General features: G+C 74.4%; 14 protein-coding genes. 5 read left to right on the top strand and 9 right to left on the bottom strand.

Annotated elements, in window-relative coordinates; genetic code table 11:
* Positions 1–82 precede the first annotated feature (82 nt).
* The gene (locus OIE69_RS30645; RefSeq protein ID WP_326577284.1) at positions 83–964 is read left to right on the top strand and encodes a nuclease; all 882 of its coding nucleotides are present in this window, start codon (positions 83–85) and stop codon (positions 962–964) included.
* Here OIE69_RS30645 and OIE69_RS30640 read toward each other — a convergent pair.
* Positions 951–2168, bottom strand: a complete 1218-nt coding sequence (locus OIE69_RS30640; protein ID WP_326577283.1) for an amidase — start codon at positions 2166–2168, stop codon at positions 951–953. The genes OIE69_RS30645 and OIE69_RS30640 overlap by 14 nt on opposite strands.
* Before the next feature lie 285 nt (positions 2169–2453).
* Here OIE69_RS30640 and OIE69_RS30635 point away from each other — a divergent pair, with 285 nt between their 5' ends.
* Positions 2454–2744, top strand: a complete 291-nt coding sequence (locus OIE69_RS30635; protein ID WP_326577281.1) for a hypothetical protein — start codon at positions 2454–2456, stop codon at positions 2742–2744.
* 127 nt (positions 2745–2871) lie between these two features.
* Here the strand turns inward: OIE69_RS30635 and OIE69_RS30630 are convergent, their stop codons facing one another.
* On the bottom strand, positions 2872–3987 hold the full coding sequence (locus tag OIE69_RS30630) for a S1 family peptidase (RefSeq protein ID WP_326577279.1): 1116 nt from the start codon (positions 3985–3987) through the stop codon (positions 2872–2874).
* A gap of 148 nt (positions 3988–4135) precedes the next feature.
* Between OIE69_RS30630 and OIE69_RS30625 the strand changes: the two genes are divergently transcribed.
* Positions 4136–4978 (top strand): GNAT family N-acetyltransferase, encoded by an 843-nt coding sequence (locus OIE69_RS30625; protein ID WP_326577277.1) that lies wholly within the window; start codon positions 4136–4138, stop codon positions 4976–4978.
* On the opposite strand, the gene OIE69_RS30620 is transcribed toward OIE69_RS30625, so the two are convergent.
* Complete coding sequence (locus tag OIE69_RS30620; RefSeq protein WP_326577275.1) at positions 4971–5939, bottom strand: slipin family protein; 969 nt, start codon at positions 5937–5939, stop codon at positions 4971–4973. The genes OIE69_RS30625 and OIE69_RS30620 overlap by 8 nt on opposite strands.
* Positions 5940–6039: 100 nt before the next feature.
* On the bottom strand, positions 6040–6996 hold the full coding sequence (locus tag OIE69_RS30615) for a helix-turn-helix transcriptional regulator (RefSeq protein ID WP_326577273.1): 957 nt from the start codon (positions 6994–6996) through the stop codon (positions 6040–6042).
* Between the two features lie 62 nt (positions 6997–7058).
* Here OIE69_RS30615 and OIE69_RS30610 point away from each other — a divergent pair, with 62 nt between their 5' ends.
* Positions 7059–8180: a winged helix DNA-binding domain-containing protein gene (locus tag OIE69_RS30610; protein WP_326577271.1), complete on the top strand. Its 1122-nt coding sequence runs from the start codon at positions 7059–7061 to the stop codon at positions 8178–8180.
* A gap of 38 nt (positions 8181–8218) precedes the next feature.
* On the opposite strand, the gene OIE69_RS30605 is transcribed toward OIE69_RS30610, so the two are convergent.
* The 3 genes from OIE69_RS30605 to OIE69_RS30595 form a co-directional block, all read right to left on the bottom strand.
* On the bottom strand, positions 8219–9118 hold the full coding sequence (locus tag OIE69_RS30605; RefSeq protein ID WP_326577269.1) for a S1 family peptidase: 900 nt from the start codon (positions 9116–9118) through the stop codon (positions 8219–8221).
* Between the two features lie 149 nt (positions 9119–9267).
* Positions 9268–10329 (bottom strand): S1 family peptidase, encoded by a 1062-nt coding sequence (locus OIE69_RS30600; RefSeq protein ID WP_326577267.1) that lies wholly within the window; start codon positions 10327–10329, stop codon positions 9268–9270.
* A 966-nt stretch (positions 10330–11295) separates the two neighbouring features.
* Positions 11296–12438: a DUF5685 family protein gene (locus OIE69_RS30595; protein WP_326577265.1), complete on the bottom strand. Its 1143-nt coding sequence runs from the start codon at positions 12436–12438 to the stop codon at positions 11296–11298.
* Between the two features lie 292 nt (positions 12439–12730).
* Here OIE69_RS30595 and OIE69_RS30590 point away from each other — a divergent pair, with 292 nt between their 5' ends.
* Positions 12731–13180, top strand: a complete 450-nt coding sequence (locus tag OIE69_RS30590) for a cell division protein SepF (protein WP_326577263.1) — start codon at positions 12731–12733, stop codon at positions 13178–13180.
* A gap of 41 nt (positions 13181–13221) precedes the next feature.
* Here the strand turns inward: OIE69_RS30590 and OIE69_RS30585 are convergent, their stop codons facing one another.
* Positions 13222–14406: an acyl-CoA dehydrogenase family protein gene (locus OIE69_RS30585; protein WP_326577261.1), complete on the bottom strand. Its 1185-nt coding sequence runs from the start codon at positions 14404–14406 to the stop codon at positions 13222–13224.
* 82 nt (positions 14407–14488) lie between these two features.
* Complete coding sequence (locus OIE69_RS30580; protein WP_326577259.1) at positions 14489–16117, bottom strand: MFS transporter; 1629 nt, start codon at positions 16115–16117, stop codon at positions 14489–14491.
* Between the last annotated feature and the right edge of the window lie 229 nt (positions 16118–16346).

Raw genomic sequence — 16346 nt, 5'->3', positions numbered from 1 at the left:
CCGGATCCCTGTCCTCCGCCACCCTCCGCGTGGTTTCATGCACACGACGTCACCGACGCTCGCACCCCGACGGGGAGTCGCCATGCCGATGCTGCTGGTCAAGGGCTCTTTCCAGATAAAGAACACCGAGCCGGACGGGGACACCGTGGGCTTCGTCCCCACCCGCCACTCCGACTGGAACCGGGTCAGGGGCGGCCTCGGGCTCGACCTCACCAACTCCTGCCGGGGCAAGCTGCGGCTGGACGCCGTCGACGCGCTGGAGACCCACTACGGGCCCACCTCCGCCCCGGCCCACCAGCCGCTGCCCTTCGCCCACGCGGCCCGGGACGAACTGCTGCGCCGGCTCGGCTTCACCGCCGTGGAGCGCGGGCCCGGCGGCGAGAGGGTCGTCGCCGCCAGTCCCGAGAGCGTCCCCGGCTGGATCCTCACCGGCGGGGTGGACGTGCACGGCCGCTGCGTCGCCCTGGCCGGCCGGGGCGCGCTGCCGGAGGGCACGAAGAGCGGCCAGGAGGTCACGGTCGGCGTGCCGCTGCTGCGCGCCACCGTCAACCACCACCTGGTCGCCGAGGGCCTGGCCTACCCGACCTTCTACAGCAACCTCTACGAGGACCTGCGCCGGGAGCTGACCGACGTCGCCCGGCAGGCCCGGGACGCGGGCAGGGGGCTGTGGCCGGACGACGTGAGCACCACCGGCGCGAAGGTCACCGGACTCTCCTCGCTCACCGACGACGCGGTGCTCGTCCCCAAGCTCTTCCGGCGGCTCTTCGACTACCTCGCGCTCGGCGAGCCCTCCCTCAGCGCCTTCCGCGCCTTTCTGGCCGGGGCGGCCGACACCTACCGGATCCTGTCCTCGGACACCCCGCGCGCGCAGGTGCGGGGACTGCACCACGTCGTCGAGGTGACCGGCGGCCACACCGTGCGGATGACCGTCCCGGTCGAGGACCTGGTCTTCACCGAGGCCTGACGACCGGGGCGAACGCCGCCGCCCACCGCAGCAGTTCCTCGTCCTCGCCGGGGCGCCCGACGGCCTGCAGGCCGAGCGGCAGCCCGTTGGCGGCGAACCCGGCGGGCAGGCTCACCGAGGGGAGGCCCGCGTTGCTCCACGGCAGGCACATCACCGAGTCGCCGGTGCTGCCCAGCCCGAACGGGGCGGGGCCGGTGGCGGACGGTGCCAGCCAGACGTCGACCTCCCCCATGGCCGCCAGCAGCCGCTCGCGGAGGACCCGGCGCTCGCCCACGGCCCGCTTGTAGTCGTCGCGGCCGACGGCGTGGCCCTCGCGGATGGCGGCGACCGTCTGCTCGCGGTACAGCCGGCCGTGCCGGGGGAACCAGTCGGCGTGCGTACGGGCCACCTCGTAGCGGTTCATCACGTACAACTGCCGTACGACCGCGTCGAACTCGCCCGGGCCGGCCATCAGCGGCACCTCGCGCACCGTCCAGCCCGCCGACTCCAGCCGCTTGACCTGTGCCGCGAAGGCCTCCCGGGCCTCCGCCCCGGCCCGCTCCAGGTAGGGGCCGGCGGGTATGCCGAGCACCGGCCGGCCATCGCCCGCCGGCGGCTCCCGCCAGTCGTCGCACAGGACGGACGCGCCGCGCGCCGCCATCGCGACGTCCGCGGCGAGCACCCCGACCGTGTCGAAGCTCGGGGCGTTGGCGATCACCCCGTCCACCGGGACGCGCCCGAAGGTCGGCTTGAAGCCCACCACCCCGCAGTAGGCCGCGGGCCGGACCACCGAGCCGACGGTCTGCGTCCCGACCGCCAGCGGCACCATGCCCGCCGCCACCGCGGCCGCCGAGCCGCTGCTCGAACCACCCGGCGTGTGGGCGGTGTTGTGCGGATTACGGGTCGGCCCCGGCGCGGTCACCGCGAACTCGGCCGTCACCGTCTTCCCCGCGACCAGCGCCCCGGCCGCCCGCAGCCGGTCCACCAGGGGTGCCTGCGGCCCGGCCAGCACCTCCGGCGGCACCGCGGACCCGGCCCTGGTCTCCATCCCGTCGATCCGGACGATGTCCTTGACACCCACCATCACCCCGGACAGCACTCCCGGCGGCGCCTCGGCCGCCTCCGCCGCCAGCCGGCCCCGCCGGTCCGGCTCCCGCACGAACGCCTTGATCCGGGCGTCGAGCCGGTCGATACGGTCACAAGTCCGTGCCACCAGATCCGTCACGGCGGCCACGCTACGCCGAAAAGCCCCTCCCTTCCCCGGGCACGGCGTCATCGCCCCGCCCGCCGGGGCCCGCGGGCGGGGAGGGCGGGCCCGGGGCTCGGGAGGGGTGCGAGGGTACGCGCCCTCCCGGACGACCCAAACACCGCATCGGTGCGAGATTCGTCACGTCCCGGTGTCACGCGGATGCTCCCACGCCCCAGGCGTCAACCCGCGTCACGCGTACGTCACCCCGGTGGCTACTCGGGGGTTGCGTAGGCAAGGGGACGGCACGATTTACTGACCGCCATGACCGCGACCGACACCGTCTCCAGACCCGTGGCGCACCCCGGCCGGCTGCGCATCGTGAGCCACCTGCGCCGCCTCGCGGCCGCCGGTCTGGTGGAGCCGCCGTGCGGCGCGCGGCCCCCGCGGTACCCGGAGGACGAGGACGCCGAGGTCTGGGACGACTTCCGGCACCGGCTGGCGGCCCTGCTGGTCGGCCTGCACGAGGAGGCCAAGGCGCCGCGCCCGGCGCACCGGGCCGTGCACGTCGGCGCGACGGTCATGGCCTTCCCCCTGCACCGCCGGTTCCGCTGACCCCCCGATCCCGGCATCCGCTGACCCGCCGCTCCCGGCCGCCCGGCCCCCGGTGCGGGCCCCCCGGCCGCACACGGCCGGGCCCCGGGCTCCGCCGCAGCCCGGGGCCCGCCTGAACACGTGGACGTCAGCCGAGTCGCGCCCCGACCGCGGCCAGCGCCGTGGTCACCGGCTGGAAGAAGGTCTCCCCGCCCACCTGGCAGTCCCCGCTGCCGCCGGAGGTGAGGCCGATCGCGCTGCCGTCACGGGTGAACAGCGCGCCACCGCTGTCGCCCGGCTCGGCGCAGACGTCGGTCTGGATCAGCCCGGTGACGGTGCCCTCCGGGTAGTTGACCGTCGCGTCGAGCCCGAGGACCGTGCCCCCGTTCAGCCCCGTGGTACTGCCCATCCGGAACACCTCCTGGCCCACGGCGGCCTCCGCGGCCCCGTTGACGGCCAGGGCCCGGCCGTTGCCGAGGTTCACCTGACTGGGCGCCTGGGTGTTCGGGTCGTCGTACGTCACGAGCGCGAAGTCGCCGTCGCCCGGGAAGGTCGCCTGCCGCACGGTCGCGACGGGCGCCCCGCCCTGGCTGTCCGACCAGTTCGCGAAGGCGACCCCGCAGTGGCCCGCGGTGAGGAAGGCCGGGGCGCCGTCCTTGACGACGTTGAAGCCCAGCGAACAGCGCGCCCCGTCGGCGAAAATGGCGTCCCCGCCGGCCAGGAGGGGCTTGAACTCGCCCGCGGACTTCTGGATCCGGGCCATACCGCCGCCCAGGGACCGCACGGTGGACTCCAGGGTGTCCCATCTGCCACCGGTGACGGTGCTGTCCGCGGTGACCAGGATCTGGTTCGTCCGGGGGTCGACGGCCCAGGCGGTACCGGGGATCGTGGCGCGCTGCTTCAAGGTCTGCGCGGCGGAGGTCAGTTCGGCGGCACTGTTCTCGACCGTCCGGGTCGCGGCGCCGGCCTTCGCGGCCTGCGCGGCCGCGTCGCCGCCGTCCCCGGCGACCACGTTCACCACGAGCCGCCCGCTCCCCGCGTCGTAGTACGCCCCCGCGATGGACGGGCCGAACTCCGCGCCGAGTCGTGAGGCGAGTTCCGCGGCGGCCGCGGCGCCGAGCCGCTTCGGCGCGGGGGCTTCCGGGCCCTGCTCGGCGGACTGCGAGGCGTTGGCGTTGGGCAGCAGTACGGCCGCTGCCGCGATGGCGGCGGCACCGGCCGTGGCGAACACGATCTTCCTCTTGGCTATCTGTTTGTGCTTCAACTCGTGACCTCCTGTGGGGGGATACAGGCCGGATCGTCGGGCGCAGGGGGAAGCGTCGTTCCGCCTGACATACGCGGCCCCGCCCCGTTGCGTTCACCGCTGCCGATCCGCTCGCGTCCGGGGTCACGGTTGTGGTGGAATCCGCCCGATGAGCACTTTCGACCCCTCCCTCGTGGCGCTGGAGTACCGCGCCGCCTACGACCGGCAGTTGCGCGCCCGTGTGCCCGCCGACCTCTCGCGGTTCCGCTCGGTGGAACGCGACGGACCGCTGCTGCGCAAGACCTACGAGCACGGGGAGACGGGGTTCCTGGACTACCGCGACCTCGGCGGACTGGACGGCCCCGGGCTCGACGCCCTGATCGCCCGGCAGCGGGACCACTACGCCGCGCTGGGCATGCCGGTGGAGTGGAAGTACCACGCCCACGACCTGCCCGCGGGGCTGCCGGACCGGCTGGTCGCGGCCGGCTTCGTGCCGGAGGAACCGGAGACGGTGCTGGTCGGCGAGGCGGCGGCGCTGACGGCCGCCCCGGTGCTGCCGGAGGCTCTGGCGCTGCGGGAGGTCACGTCACGAGCGGACTTCGAGCGCATCCGGCAGATGGAGGAGACGGTCTGGGGCGTGCCCCACGACTGGCTGCCGGGGATGCTGGAGAGCGAGGTGTCGGGGCCCGGCGACCCCTGCGTGGTGGTCGTCGCCGAGACCGCCGACGGCACGGTGGTCTGCGCCGGCTGGGCCCGCTTCCACGAGGGCACCGACTTCGTGTCGCTGTGGGGCGGTTCCACCCTGCCGCAGTGGCGGGGACGCGGCGCCTACCGGGCGACGGTGGCGCACCGGGCCCGGCTGGCGGTCGCGGCGGGTCACCGCTTCGTGCAGGTCGACGCGTCCCCGGACAGCGCCCCGATCCTGGCCCGGCTGGGGCTGCTGCCGGTGGCGGTGACCGTGCCGTACGTGTGGCGGCCGGACATGCCCCGGGCGGAGGGCGGGCTCAGCTGACCTCGGGGGGCCGCTGCGGCCGGACGGTCTCCAGCAGCGGGTCCGCCGCGAGGGTCTCGCGCAGGCCTGTGGGGAGCTCCTCGGCGGGCTCCGCCGACGGAACGCCGGACTCGGGCAGGTCGGCGGCGACCCTCGGCGCGGGCCCGCGGGGAGGCGCGGCCGCCGCGCGGGGTGCGGACGCCGGTTGCTGTTCGACCGCCGGGTACGGGCCCTGCTGGGCGCGCTCGAGGAAGCGCAGCAGCTCCACCGGGAAGGGCAGCACGAGCGTGGAGTTCTTCTCCGCGGCGACGGCGACGACCGTCTGCAGCAGGCGGAGCTGGAGCGCGGCGGGAGTGTCGCTCATGACCGCCGCGGCGTCGGCGAGCTTCTTGGAGGCCTGGAACTCGGCGTCCGCGTTGATGATCCGCGCCCGGCGCTCCCGCTCGGACTCGGCCTGGCGGGCCATCGAGCGCTTCATCGTCTCCGGCAGCGAGACGTCCTTGATCTCCACGCGGTCGATCTGCACGCCCCACCCGATGGCCGGGCTGTCGATCATCAGCTCCAGCCCCTGGTTGAGCTTCTCGCGGTTGGAGAGCAGGTCGTCCAGGTCGCTCTTGCCGATGATCGACCGCAGCGAGGTCTGCGCCATCTGCGAGACGGCGAACCGGTAGTCCTCGACGTTGATGATCGCGTCGGTGGCGTTGACGACCTTGAAGTACACCACCGCGTCCACCTTGACCGTGACGTTGTCGCGGGTGATGCCCTCCTGGGCGGGCACCGGCATCGTCACGATCTGCAGGTTCACCTTCCGCATCCGGTCGACGACCGGCACGATCATGGTGAATCCGGGGGTCCGCACCCCGCCCCTGACCCGGCCGAGCCGGAACACCACGCCCCGCTCGAACTGCTGCACCACACGGGCCCCGGCCACGAAGTACAACGCTCCTGCCGAGAGCACGGCGGCTATCAACTCGACGACCATCACGGCCCCCTGGGGTCCGGAATCGCAGTACTTCCACGGTACCTCGCGGGTAACCCGCCGGATACGGGCCGGGATGCCCCGTTACGGGTTGGGCGGCGGCCTACCGCGGCGCACCCGCCGCCCGGGCGAGCCGGTCCGCGACAACCCGCAGCCGTTCGGCCAGCTCAGGGGGCTCCCGCACCTCGAAGTCGACGCCGAGCATGCCGATGTAGACGGCGAGCGCGTCGAGGGACTCGGAACCGGTGCGCAGCACGCAGCTGTCCGGCCCGGCGGACTCCACGGTCGCGTACCCGGCGTACTCGGCCACGGCCTCGGCGGGGGCGTGCACGACGACGACGGCCTGGTGGCGGTACGCCCGCGAGGTGACCCCCCGGGCGACGTACGACGCGGCGTCCGCCGGGGGCCGCCGGGGCGCGAAGCGGGGGCCGGTGGGAGACCTGGGGTCGATCCGGTCCACACGGAAGGTGCGCCAGTCCTGCCGGTCGGTGTCCCAGGCGAGCAGATACCAGCGGCGGCCGTGGTGGACCAGGCTGTGCGGCTCCACCGTGCGGCGGCTCGCGGTGCCGCCGTGCGCCCGGTAGTCGAAGCGCAGCCGTTCGTGGTCGCGGCAGGCGGCGCCGATCGCGGTCAGCACGTCCTGGGCGACGGTGCCCGGCAGGGACGCGGGCCGGGCGACCGCGACGGCCTCCATGGCCTGCGCCCGGCGGCGCAGCCGGGAGGGCAGCACCTGCTCCAGCTTGGCCAGTGCGCGCAGCGAGGTCTCCTCGATGCCCTCGACGCTGCCGCCGGCGCCGGTGCGCAGGCACAGCGCGACCGCGATCGCCTCGTCGTCGTCGAGCAGCAGCGGGGGCAGCGCTGCGCCCGCGCCCAGCCGGTAGCCGCCGGCGGTGCCGGGGGTGGCGTGCACGGGGTAGCCGAGGGCGCGCAGGCGCTCCACGTCGCGGCGCACCGTCCGGGCGGTGACCTCGAGGCGCTCGGCGAGTTCGGGCCCCGTCCAGTCGCGCCGGGACTGGAGCAGGGACAGCAGGCGCAGCAGTCGGGCGGAGGTTTCCAGCACGGCAGCAGTCTGACAGGCGTCGCGGACGGTTCCTGACCGCATTCCGGCCTACCGTGACGCCCATGGAGACGATCCCCGAGGGCACCGTCCTGGACCGTCGGACGCTCAACCGCTCCCTGCTGGCCCGGCAGTCGCTGCTGGGCCGGGTGCCCACCGGTGCCGCGGACATGGTCGAGCGTCTGGTGGGACTGCAGGCGCAGGAGCCGCAGGACCCGTACGTGGCACTGTGGTCCCGGATCGAGGCCTTCGCGCCGCAGGAGCTGTCCGGGATGCTCGCGGACCGGCGGGCGGTGCGGATGTCGCTGCTGCGGTGGACGGTGCACCTGGTGACGGCGCGGGACTGCATGGCGCTGCGCCCGGTGGTGCAGGACGTGCTCGAACGGCGCCTGCTCGGGCAGTTCCGGCGGCAGCTGGCCGGGCTGGACCTGGCGGAGGTGGCCGGGGCGGGCCGGGCGCTCCTCGAGGACGGCCCGCTGCCCCCGAGCCGGCTCGGGGACACCTTGCGGGAGCGCTGGCCGGACCGCGAGCGGCTGCCGCTCGCGCTGGCCGTCACGGCGCGGGTGCCGACCGTGCAGCCGCCGCCGCGCGGCCTGTGGCGCACCTCCGGCGCGGCCCTGCAGACCCCGGCCGACCGGTGGCTCGGCCGGGACTTCGCCCTGGCGGAAGGCGCCGCGCCGGACGCGGCTGTCCTGCGCTACCTCGCCGCCTTCGGCCCCGCGTCGGCCGGGGACGTCGCCGTCTGGTCGGGGCTGACCGGGCTCCGCGCGGTCATGGACCGGCTCCGCCCGGGGCTGCGGGTCTACCGCGACGAGAAGGGCACCGCCCTGTACGACGTCCCCGGCGCGCCCTTCCCCGGCCCCGGGACGCCGGCGCCGCCGCGGTTCCTGCCGCAGTACGACAACATCGCCCTCTCGCACGCCGACCGGGCACGGATCGTGCCGCGCGATCCCCACGCCGGGCAGCCGCTGCCCGGCAGCGGCAGCAACCGCGGCTTCTTCCTGCACGACGGCTTCGTCCACGGGCTGTGGCGGATCCGGTCCGCCCGCGACGCGGCCGTGCTCCACGTCCAGCCGCACGCGCCGCTTGCCGCGGGGGCGCGGAAGGCGCTCGCGGCGGAGGGCGAGCGGCTGCTGGGGTTCGCGGTGCCGGAGGCCGCCGCCCGGGAGGTGCGCTTCACGGGGTGACCGGGGCACACGTCCCGGGGGCGGTGGCCGGGGCCGGCTCAGTACACGCCGACCCCGTACGCCTTGAGGACCGCGGGCAGCGGCTGGAAGAAGGTGGTGCCCCCCTCGGTGCAGTCGCCGCTGCCGCCGGACAGCAGTCCCAGGGCCTTGGTCCCGTCGTACAACGGGCCCCCGGAGTCGCCGGGTTCGGCGCACAGGTCGGTGCGGATCAGGCCGCGGACGATGTCGCCGTCGCCGTAGTTGACGGTGTAGCCGAGCCCGGTGACCGTGCCGCTGCGGACGCCCGTGGTGGAACCGTCCCGCTTCACCGCCTCCCCGACACGGGCCCGCGCGGCCTTCGTGATGTCCTGCCGGCCGACCTTGCCGGGCCGCGCGACGGAGTCGCCGTAGCGCACCAGGGCGTAGTCGTTGTACGGGTAGCTGAAGGCCGTGGTGGTGCCCAGCGTCCTGGTCCGGGCGGCATCGCCGTACCAGGTCGTGGCGGCGCGGCCGCAGTGACCGGCCGTCAGGAAGTAGTAGCTTCCGGCGGCGCGGACGTTGAAGCCGACCGAGCAGCGGAAGCCGCCGCCGTGGACGGCGTCGCCGCCGGCGGCCATCCGTTCGAAGGAGCCGCCGACGCGCTCGAAGCGGACCGTTCCGCCGTACCGTCCGGCGGCCTGCCGCAACGCGGTGAGCCCGGTGCGCGTGACGGTGTCGTCGGTGGCGATGACCAGCGCGCCGCTCTCCGGGTCGACCGCCCAGGCACTGCCCGCGACGTCCGCCGACTCGGCCGCCAGGCCCGCCGCGGCCACGTGTGCGGCCGAGGCCCCGTGGGCGGTGGCGGCCCGTGCGTCCGGCACGGCCACCGCGGTCGCGGCCAGCAGGCCGAGGAGCGCCGCTCCGGGCAGCGCGGCGCGCGAGGCGAGGCCGCTGCGCGGAGTGGTGCGCTTGTTCCTCATATGTTCCCCCCTACGAGGTTATGCGGTGCCTCGCGGAGTATTGCGACGATCAGCCCGGCGGACAAGAGGGCCATACGGGACGTGCCCGGCGGCCGTGGGGCCGCCGGGCACATCCGTGACGGAAGGGAGGGCGTGGACCTCCCGGAAGGTCAGAAGACGCTGACGCCGTAGACGCTGAGCGCCTCCGTCACCGGCTGGAAGAAGGTCGTCCCGCCGGTGCTGCAGTTGCCGCTGCCGCCGGAGGTCAGACCCAGCGCGATGCCGCCGGAGGTGTACAGCGCGCCACCGGAGTCGCCGCCCTCGGCGCACACGTTGGTGCGGATCATCTGGTAGACCACGTCGCCGCCGCCGTAGTTGACGGTGGCGTTGAGGCCGGTGACCGAACCGCTGTGGATGCCGGTGGTGGAGCCGTCGCGCAGGACGGCCTGGCCCACGAAGGCGTTGCCGGCGCTGGTGATGTCGGTGTTGCCGGCCGTGCCGCCCTTGGCGATCGAGGTGTTGGTGTACCGGACCAGCGCGTAGTCGTTGGTCGGGAAGCTGTAGCCGGCGTTCGGGCCCAGCACCGTGGACTGGCTGGAGTTGGAGTACCAGGTGGACGCCACCTCGGCGCAGTGCCCGGCGGTCAGGAAGTAGTTGGTGCTGCCGCTGCGCACGTTGAAGCCGAGCGAGCAGCGGTATCCGCCGCCGTAGATGGCGTCGCCGCCGGCGATCAGCCGCTTGAAGGTGCCGGCCGTGCGCCGGAAGGTGACCGCGTCGCCGTAGGAGGCGGTGGCCTCCTGCAGCTTGGTGAGTTCGGCGCCGGTGACGGTGCTGTCGGCGGTGATCTCCAGCCGGTTGGACTTCGGGTCGACGACCCACGACGTGCCCGAGACGTCCGCGGCGAGGGTGGCCTTCCCGGCCTTCTCCAGCTGGGCGGTGCTGTGCGCCACGAACTTCGGGACCGCGCCGGCCGCGCTGACGGCCTGGGCCGCCCTGTCGTTCGTGACGTTGACGACCATGGCCTTGGCCTTGGCGTCGTAGTACGAACCGGCGGTGGAGGCGGTGCCGAGGGACGTGGTGAGCGCGGCCGCGGCCTCGGGGGAGGCCTTGGACGCGGGAGCGGCCTGGGCGGCGGGCAGGGTGAGCGCGGTGGCCGCCAGCAGACCGGACGCCACGGCGATCAGCCGTGCACGTCTCGGGACGGGGGTGTGGGTGGTGCGCTTGATCCTCACGCGTTTTCCTCCTGTGGGGGAACGGAAGTTGACCCGCGTAGCGCGGGCCGGTGAGGCGCAGCGAGGGCGCCGCCGTACTGTGGGGGTGGCGTGCCCCTGACAAATGCTGCGCACACGGGAGTATTCAGAGTCACGCACAAGCGCACAAGGGCGGGTTTCGGCCTCGTCACGCCCCCGAAACGCCCCGACGCCGCCCCCGCGCCCACCGCTGTGACGGTGTATCAGCTGGTGAGCCCGCCACCCCCGCCACCCGTCGGCCGCCCCCGCTCCCCACCCCCGGTTTGGCGCGAACGGGCGGCCCGCACCAGGTCTGACGCCGCCGGGACGCCGCACGCCACCGCGGTGCGCGGCCACGCGATCCGTGTCCGGGGCCCCACAACGACCGCCCCAAGCGGCGTCGAACGGCCTCACCGGGCACGCGCGCCCCGACGCCGCGCAGCCCCCGGCGCAAGCCCACCGCTCGCGCGGGAACACGCCTCCGCAGCGCCGCACGACGCGCCTTCCCCGCACATGACGAGGCGCCGCCACCCCGACCCACCGCACAAGGGCCTTCCCCGACCCCGGCCACACCGAGCACGCCCCGTGGACTGCGCCGCACGACGCGCCTTCCCCGCACATGACGAGGCGCCGCCACCCCGACCCACCGCACAAGGGCCTTCCCCGACCCCGGCCACACCGAGCACGCCCCGTGGACTGCGCCGCACGACGCCGCCGTCCCTTCACGCCGCCCCAGCCCGCCTCCGACCCGTGGTCGAGCGCCCGCGGGAGAGCGACTGCAGCCTGTGGCGAAGACGCGGCCGCTCGCGCGGCCTGCCCCCCCGAGCGCCGAGGCCGCACGGTCCCCGGCCGCGCAGGGCCCGTCGGCCCCACCGGGCACCTCACCCAGCCACGGGCGCCGGGCCGCAGGACATCGCGCCCGCGCCCCGGCGTCGCCGTCGCCCTCGCGGGAACGGGCCGCACGGCCCCTCAGCAGTCGCAGCCGCAGCAGTCGCAGTCGCAGCAGCAGCCGTCACCGCAGCCGCAGTCGCACCCGGAGCAGTCGCAGTTGGAGCACCAGCCTTCGCGCCGTCTGCCGCTCCAGGGGTCGTCGTAGTGGTCCCGGCAGCAGATCTGGCAGGTGCAGCAGAGCCCCGCGAACACCGCGCATCCCGCGAGCAGGCCGCGGCGGGGGCCCTGCTGGTGCGGGGGGCCGGGGGTCAGCCAGGGTGACTGCACCGGCCCGCCGGGGCCGCCCGGGCCCGGGTGGTGGGCGCACGAGGCGCCGAACGCGCGGTCCACGGACCGCCGTAGCTCGTGGGCGAGCAGGACGTGGGCGAGGGCGCCGTCGGTGAACTCGACGTCCCGCAGCGCCAGCCTGACCCCGTGCACGGCGTCGTCGCACAGCCGCCGCGCCTCGTCCAGGCTCGTCCCGGTGGCGGTCAGCGGGTTCCACGCGCCCGCCGCGGCGTCGGCGTCCAGGTCCTCCACGGCGTCCAGCAGGTGGGCGAGGCGGCCGAAGAGCCGGCCCGCCTCCTCCAGCGGGGCGCGGTTGCCCGGGCGCCCGGCCAGCACCGCCGTGTGGCCGAACGCGGCGGCGGTGGCGGTCTCGGTGGGCTCGGTGACGGTCAGCAGGGACGTGCCGGGCCCGGCGGCCGCCTCGACGGCGGTCTGCCGGCCGACGGCGTCGACCAGCACCGCGGTGTCGAAGCCGAGCACCGAACCCGTCACGGCGCCCGCGCGGTCCCAGCGGCCGGCCACCGTGCGCGCCGCCGCGGCGACCGGACGGCGCGCCAGCAGCCCGTCGCCGTCCGCCATGTGGTCGCGCACCTTCGCGGAGGCCAGCACCAGCGAGACCGCCGCGGCCAGCCGTGCGCCCTCCCCCTGGGCGACCGGCGCGGTCCGCATCGCCCGCAGCGGGCACGGCCCGGCGGTGCGGCGTCCGTCCCGCGTCCGCCCGGCCTGGTCCTCGACCAGCACCGAGACGATGAGTCCGTCGTAATTCGTGGCGACCCTGGCCAGTTGCCCGTGGTCATCCCTCAGGGCGAGGCAGAGACCGCACAGATGGGCCGTCCACGATATGGCCAGCTTCTCCGGCAGACGGTGCCTGCACGGTCTGACGATTCCGAACATCGCAATCCCCCGTACGTCATTCGCAGCAATGGAGCACGTCATCGGCTGGTCGTTCTGTACGCCGCCCGTTCGGCTGTCCGGCGGTGCGGCATCACTCTACCGAGCGGGACTCTTTCCGATGATCCGTCAGGAGCCGTATTCCATGGGGCGACTGGGGGCCACTAGTGCGATTTATGCACCAGGTCTGTCACGAATCCACCCCACGGTGGGTATCCGCTTGGCGCATCATCCGCATCATGGACGACCATAGGGGTGCGGACGGCAAACTGACCGCGTGCGAGAGGAGGCGTCCATGGGATCGGTACGACGGGCGAGCGCCTGGCTGGGACTCGTCGACGACAACAGCGCCGAGGAGTACTACGACGAGGACTACGCCGATTACGGCGACGGCGCCGAGACGTCCTCCCCCGACTCCTGGGTCACGGACCCCCGCGTGCGCGTGGCCTCCGATTCGGCGGAGGAGCAGGGCCGCCGGATCGCCACGGTCACCCCGGACGGCTTCCGGGACGCCCGCGGCATCGGCGAGCTGTTCCGGGACGGCGTCCCGGTCATCGTCAACCTGACGGCCATGGAGTCCTCCGACGCCAAGCGCGTCGTCGACTTCGCGGCCGGCCTCACCTTCGGCCTGCGCGGTTCCATCGACCGCGTGGCGAACCGCGTCTTCCTGCTGACCCCGCCCGACTACCTGGTCGTCAACGCGGACAGCAAGCGCGGCGGCGACGGCTTCTTCAACCAGAACTGAACCGCGGCGTCGGCGCCGGGACCCGGCGCCGACGGCCGCGGCTACCGGAAGGCGTCGAGCCCGGTGAGCGCCTTGCCGAGCACGAGCTGGTGCATCTCGACGGTGCCCTCGTAGGTGAGCACGGACTCCAGGTTGGTCGCGTGCCGCATCACGGGGTACTCCAGGGAGATGCCGTTCGCGCCCAGCACGGTCCGGGCCGTGCGGCAGATCTCGATCGCCTCGCGCACGTTGTTGAGCTTGCCGAAGCTGACCTGCTCGGGACGGAGCGTGCCCGCGTCCATGCGCCGCCCGAGGTGGTGGGCGAGGAGGATCCCCTTGTGCAGTTCCAGCGCCATGTCGGCGAGCTTGGCCTGGGTCAGCTGGAAGCCGCCGATGGGCCGGCCGAACTGCTCACGGGTACGGGAGTACTCCAGGGCGGCCTCGAAACTGCTGCGCGCGGCGCCCATGGCGCCCCAGACGATGCCGTAGCGGGCGTGGTTCAGGCAGCTGAGCGGGCCGCGCAGACCGGTGACCTCGGGGAGGACGGCGTCGGCGGGCAGGCGCACGTCGTCCATCACCAGTTCGCTGGTGACGGAGGCGCGCAGCGACCACTTGTGCTTGATCTCGGGGGCGGAGAACCCGGGGGTGCCGGTGGGCACGGCGAAGCCGCGGATGCCCTCGTCGGTGCGGGCCCACACCACGGCGACGCCGGCGACGGAGCCGTTGGTGATCCACATCTTGCGGCCGTTCAGGATCCAGTCGGACCCGTCCCGCTTGGCGTGGGTGCGCATGCCCGCCGGGTCGGAGCCGTGGTCGGGCTCGGTGAGCCCGAAGCAGCCGATGACCTCGCCGGCGGCCATCCGCGGCAGCCAGCGCTGCTTCTGCTCCTCGGAGCCGTACCGGTGGATGGCGTACATCGCCAGCGAGCCCTGGACGGAGACGAGCGAGCGGATGCCGGAGTCGGCGGCCTCCAGCTCCAGGCAGGCCAGGCCGTACTGGACGGCGGAGGCGCCCGCGCAGCCGTAGCCGGTCAGCGACATGCCCAGCGCGCCGATCGAGCCGAGTTCCCTGGCCAGCTCGCGGATCCCGGGCAGCTCGCCGCGCTCGTACCACTCCGCCACGTGCGGCAGCACGCGGTCGGCGGCCCAGCCGCGGACGGTGTCCCGCACCGCGCGGTCCTCGTCGTCCAGCAGGTCGTCGATGCCGAGCGGGTCGTACGGGTCGAACTGCGGCTTTCCAGCGGACATCGTCGTCCTCTCCGGTGATCACTGCGCTTCGCCGACGAAGCTACTTCCGTGGCGGGGGCGGGTAAAGCCCCCGACGGTGTGCTCAGCGCGACACGTCGGCCCCGGCCAGGGCGTGCTCGCGCGGGGACGGGATGCCGGGGACGGCGGGCCGCTGGGCCGCCGTGCCGCACTCCATGCGGCGGGGCAGCCGCAGCGCGGCGACCGCGCCGAGCAGCAGCAGGCCCGCGCTGACCACCAGGGTGATGTGCATGCCGTGGACGAAGGCGTGCCGTGCGGCGTGCCGCAGCGAGGCCCCGGCGGAACCGCCGAGGTGGTCGGAGACCTCGTAGGCCTCGCCGAGCGACTTGCCGGCCGAGGCGCCGGCGTCCGCCGGCACCCCGGGGACCCGGGCGACGCCGGGGGCGTAGGCGGCGTTCATGACGCTGCCCAGCAAAGCGATGCCGAGGCCGGCGCCCAGCTGGTAGGAGGTCTCGCCGATCGCGGCGGCGCCGCCCGCCTGTTCGGCGGGGGCGTCGCTCAGCATGGACTCGTACGCCCCGAAGAGCGTGGTCTCCAGCCCGAAGCCGAGCAGGACGAAGCCCGCGGTGAGCACGCCCGGGCGGTCGTGCTGGCCCATGAGGGTCAGCACGAGCACCGCGCACGCGGTGAGGACGAAACCGGAGCTCACCATGGCTCGCGGCCCGAAGCTGCCGAGCATCCGGGAGCCCAGGAGGCCGGCGCCCATGGCGGCGAGGGTGAGCGGCAGCAGCCGCAGCCCCGTCTGCAGGGGGCTCAGGCCGAGGACCAGCTGCAGGTACTGGACGGCGATCAGTTCGAGGCCGACGAGGGCGAGCAGCGCCAGCACGATGCAGCCCACGGAGGTGCCGAAGGCGGGCCTGACGAACATGCCTATGTCGATGAGCGGGTGCTCGCGCCTCCGCTGCCGGCGCACGAACAGCACCAGCAGGACCAGGCCCACGAGCAGCGGGACCAGCGCGGAGGGCTCGTAAGGGGCCGCGCCGCCGCCGATCCGCTTGACGCCGAGGATGGCGCCGAGGATGCCCAGCGCGGCCATCACCGCGCCCAGGACGTCCCAGGGGCCGTCCAGCTCACCGCGGGACTCCGGCAGCAGCCAGCGGGCCACCGGAAGGATGACGGCCATCAGCGGGATGTTGATCAGGAAGACCGAGCCCCACCAGAAGTGCTCCACGAGGAAGCCGCCGAGGACCGGCCCGACGGCGGCGCCGACGGCCGCGACGGCGCTCCACACGCCGATGGCGACGGCCCGCTCCCGGCGGTCGGGGAAGACCTGCCGGAGGATCGACAGCGTGGCCGGCATGATCATCGCGCCGCCGACGCCGAGCAGGGCGCGGGCGGCGATGAGGACGCGTGGGTCGGGCGCGAAGGCCGCCACCGCAGAGGCGGCCGCGAAGATCGTGTAGCCGAGCAGCAGGATCCGGCGTCTTCCGACGCGGTCGCCGAGGGTGCCGAAGAGGATGAGCAGGGACGCGGCGACGAGCGGGTAGGCGTCGACGATCCACAGCAGTGCTATCGCGCCGGGGCGCAGGTCCTCGCTCACCGCGGGAACGGCGACGTGCAGCACGGTCGCGTCGAGGGCGACGAGCAGCAGGCTGACGCAGAGGACGATCAGCACGGTCCAGCGGTTGACCGGCCGAGTGTGCCGCGGGACGGCGGCCGGCCCGGAAATGCCGGCCGAGGACGTCCCTGTCATGTCCGTACCTCCCAGCGGTGCGCTCGCGGTGTCCCTGGGCAGGACGAGGGGGACGGTCCCGGGGGAACCCAGTGAGACGGGGCGAGTGAAGTCGTCAGACTACGCGAGTCCGCGCCGATGGTGGGTGGCGCAGGTCACGTTCCCACGTGGCCGTGGTCACGTGACGGCCATGCGCCGGAGATGTGCCGGACATTTCCGGTGCCCGCGGGGCGGTCGTCGGGGCGTCCAC

This window comes from Actinacidiphila glaucinigra (genome assembly GCF_035918135.1).
In the GTDB taxonomy this organism is placed as follows: Bacteria; Actinomycetota; Actinomycetes; order Streptomycetales; family Streptomycetaceae; genus Actinacidiphila; species Actinacidiphila glaucinigra.
The sequence above is the reverse complement of the archived record's forward strand: the minus strand, read 5'-3'. Positions and strand labels throughout refer to the sequence as shown.

Bases quoted from the DNA above. Each gene is read 5' to 3' on its own strand.
- OIE69_RS30645 (WP_326577284.1), top strand. From the start codon at position 83: ATGCCGATGCTGCTGGTCAAGGGCTCTTTCCAGATAAAGAACACCGAG.
- OIE69_RS30635 (WP_326577281.1), top strand. From the start codon at position 2,454: ATGACCGCGACCGACACCGTCTCCAGACCCGTGGCGCACCCCGGCCGG.
- OIE69_RS30625 (WP_326577277.1), top strand. From the start codon at position 4,136: ATGAGCACTTTCGACCCCTCCCTCGTGGCGCTGGAGTACCGCGCCGCC.
- OIE69_RS30620 (WP_326577275.1), bottom strand. From the start codon at position 5,939: ATGGTCGTCGAGTTGATAGCCGCCGTGCTCTCGGCAGGAGCGTTGTAC.
- OIE69_RS30610 (WP_326577271.1), top strand. From the start codon at position 7,059: ATGGAGACGATCCCCGAGGGCACCGTCCTGGACCGTCGGACGCTCAAC.
- OIE69_RS30605 (WP_326577269.1), bottom strand. From the start codon at position 9,118: ATGAGGAACAAGCGCACCACTCCGCGCAGCGGCCTCGCCTCGCGCGCC.
- OIE69_RS30595 (WP_326577265.1), bottom strand. From the start codon at position 12,438: ATGTTCGGAATCGTCAGACCGTGCAGGCACCGTCTGCCGGAGAAGCTG.
- OIE69_RS30590 (WP_326577263.1), top strand. From the start codon at position 12,731: ATGGGATCGGTACGACGGGCGAGCGCCTGGCTGGGACTCGTCGACGAC.
- OIE69_RS30585 (WP_326577261.1), bottom strand. From the start codon at position 14,406: ATGTCCGCTGGAAAGCCGCAGTTCGACCCGTACGACCCGCTCGGCATC.
- OIE69_RS30580 (WP_326577259.1), bottom strand. From the start codon at position 16,117: ATGACAGGGACGTCCTCGGCCGGCATTTCCGGGCCGGCCGCCGTCCCG.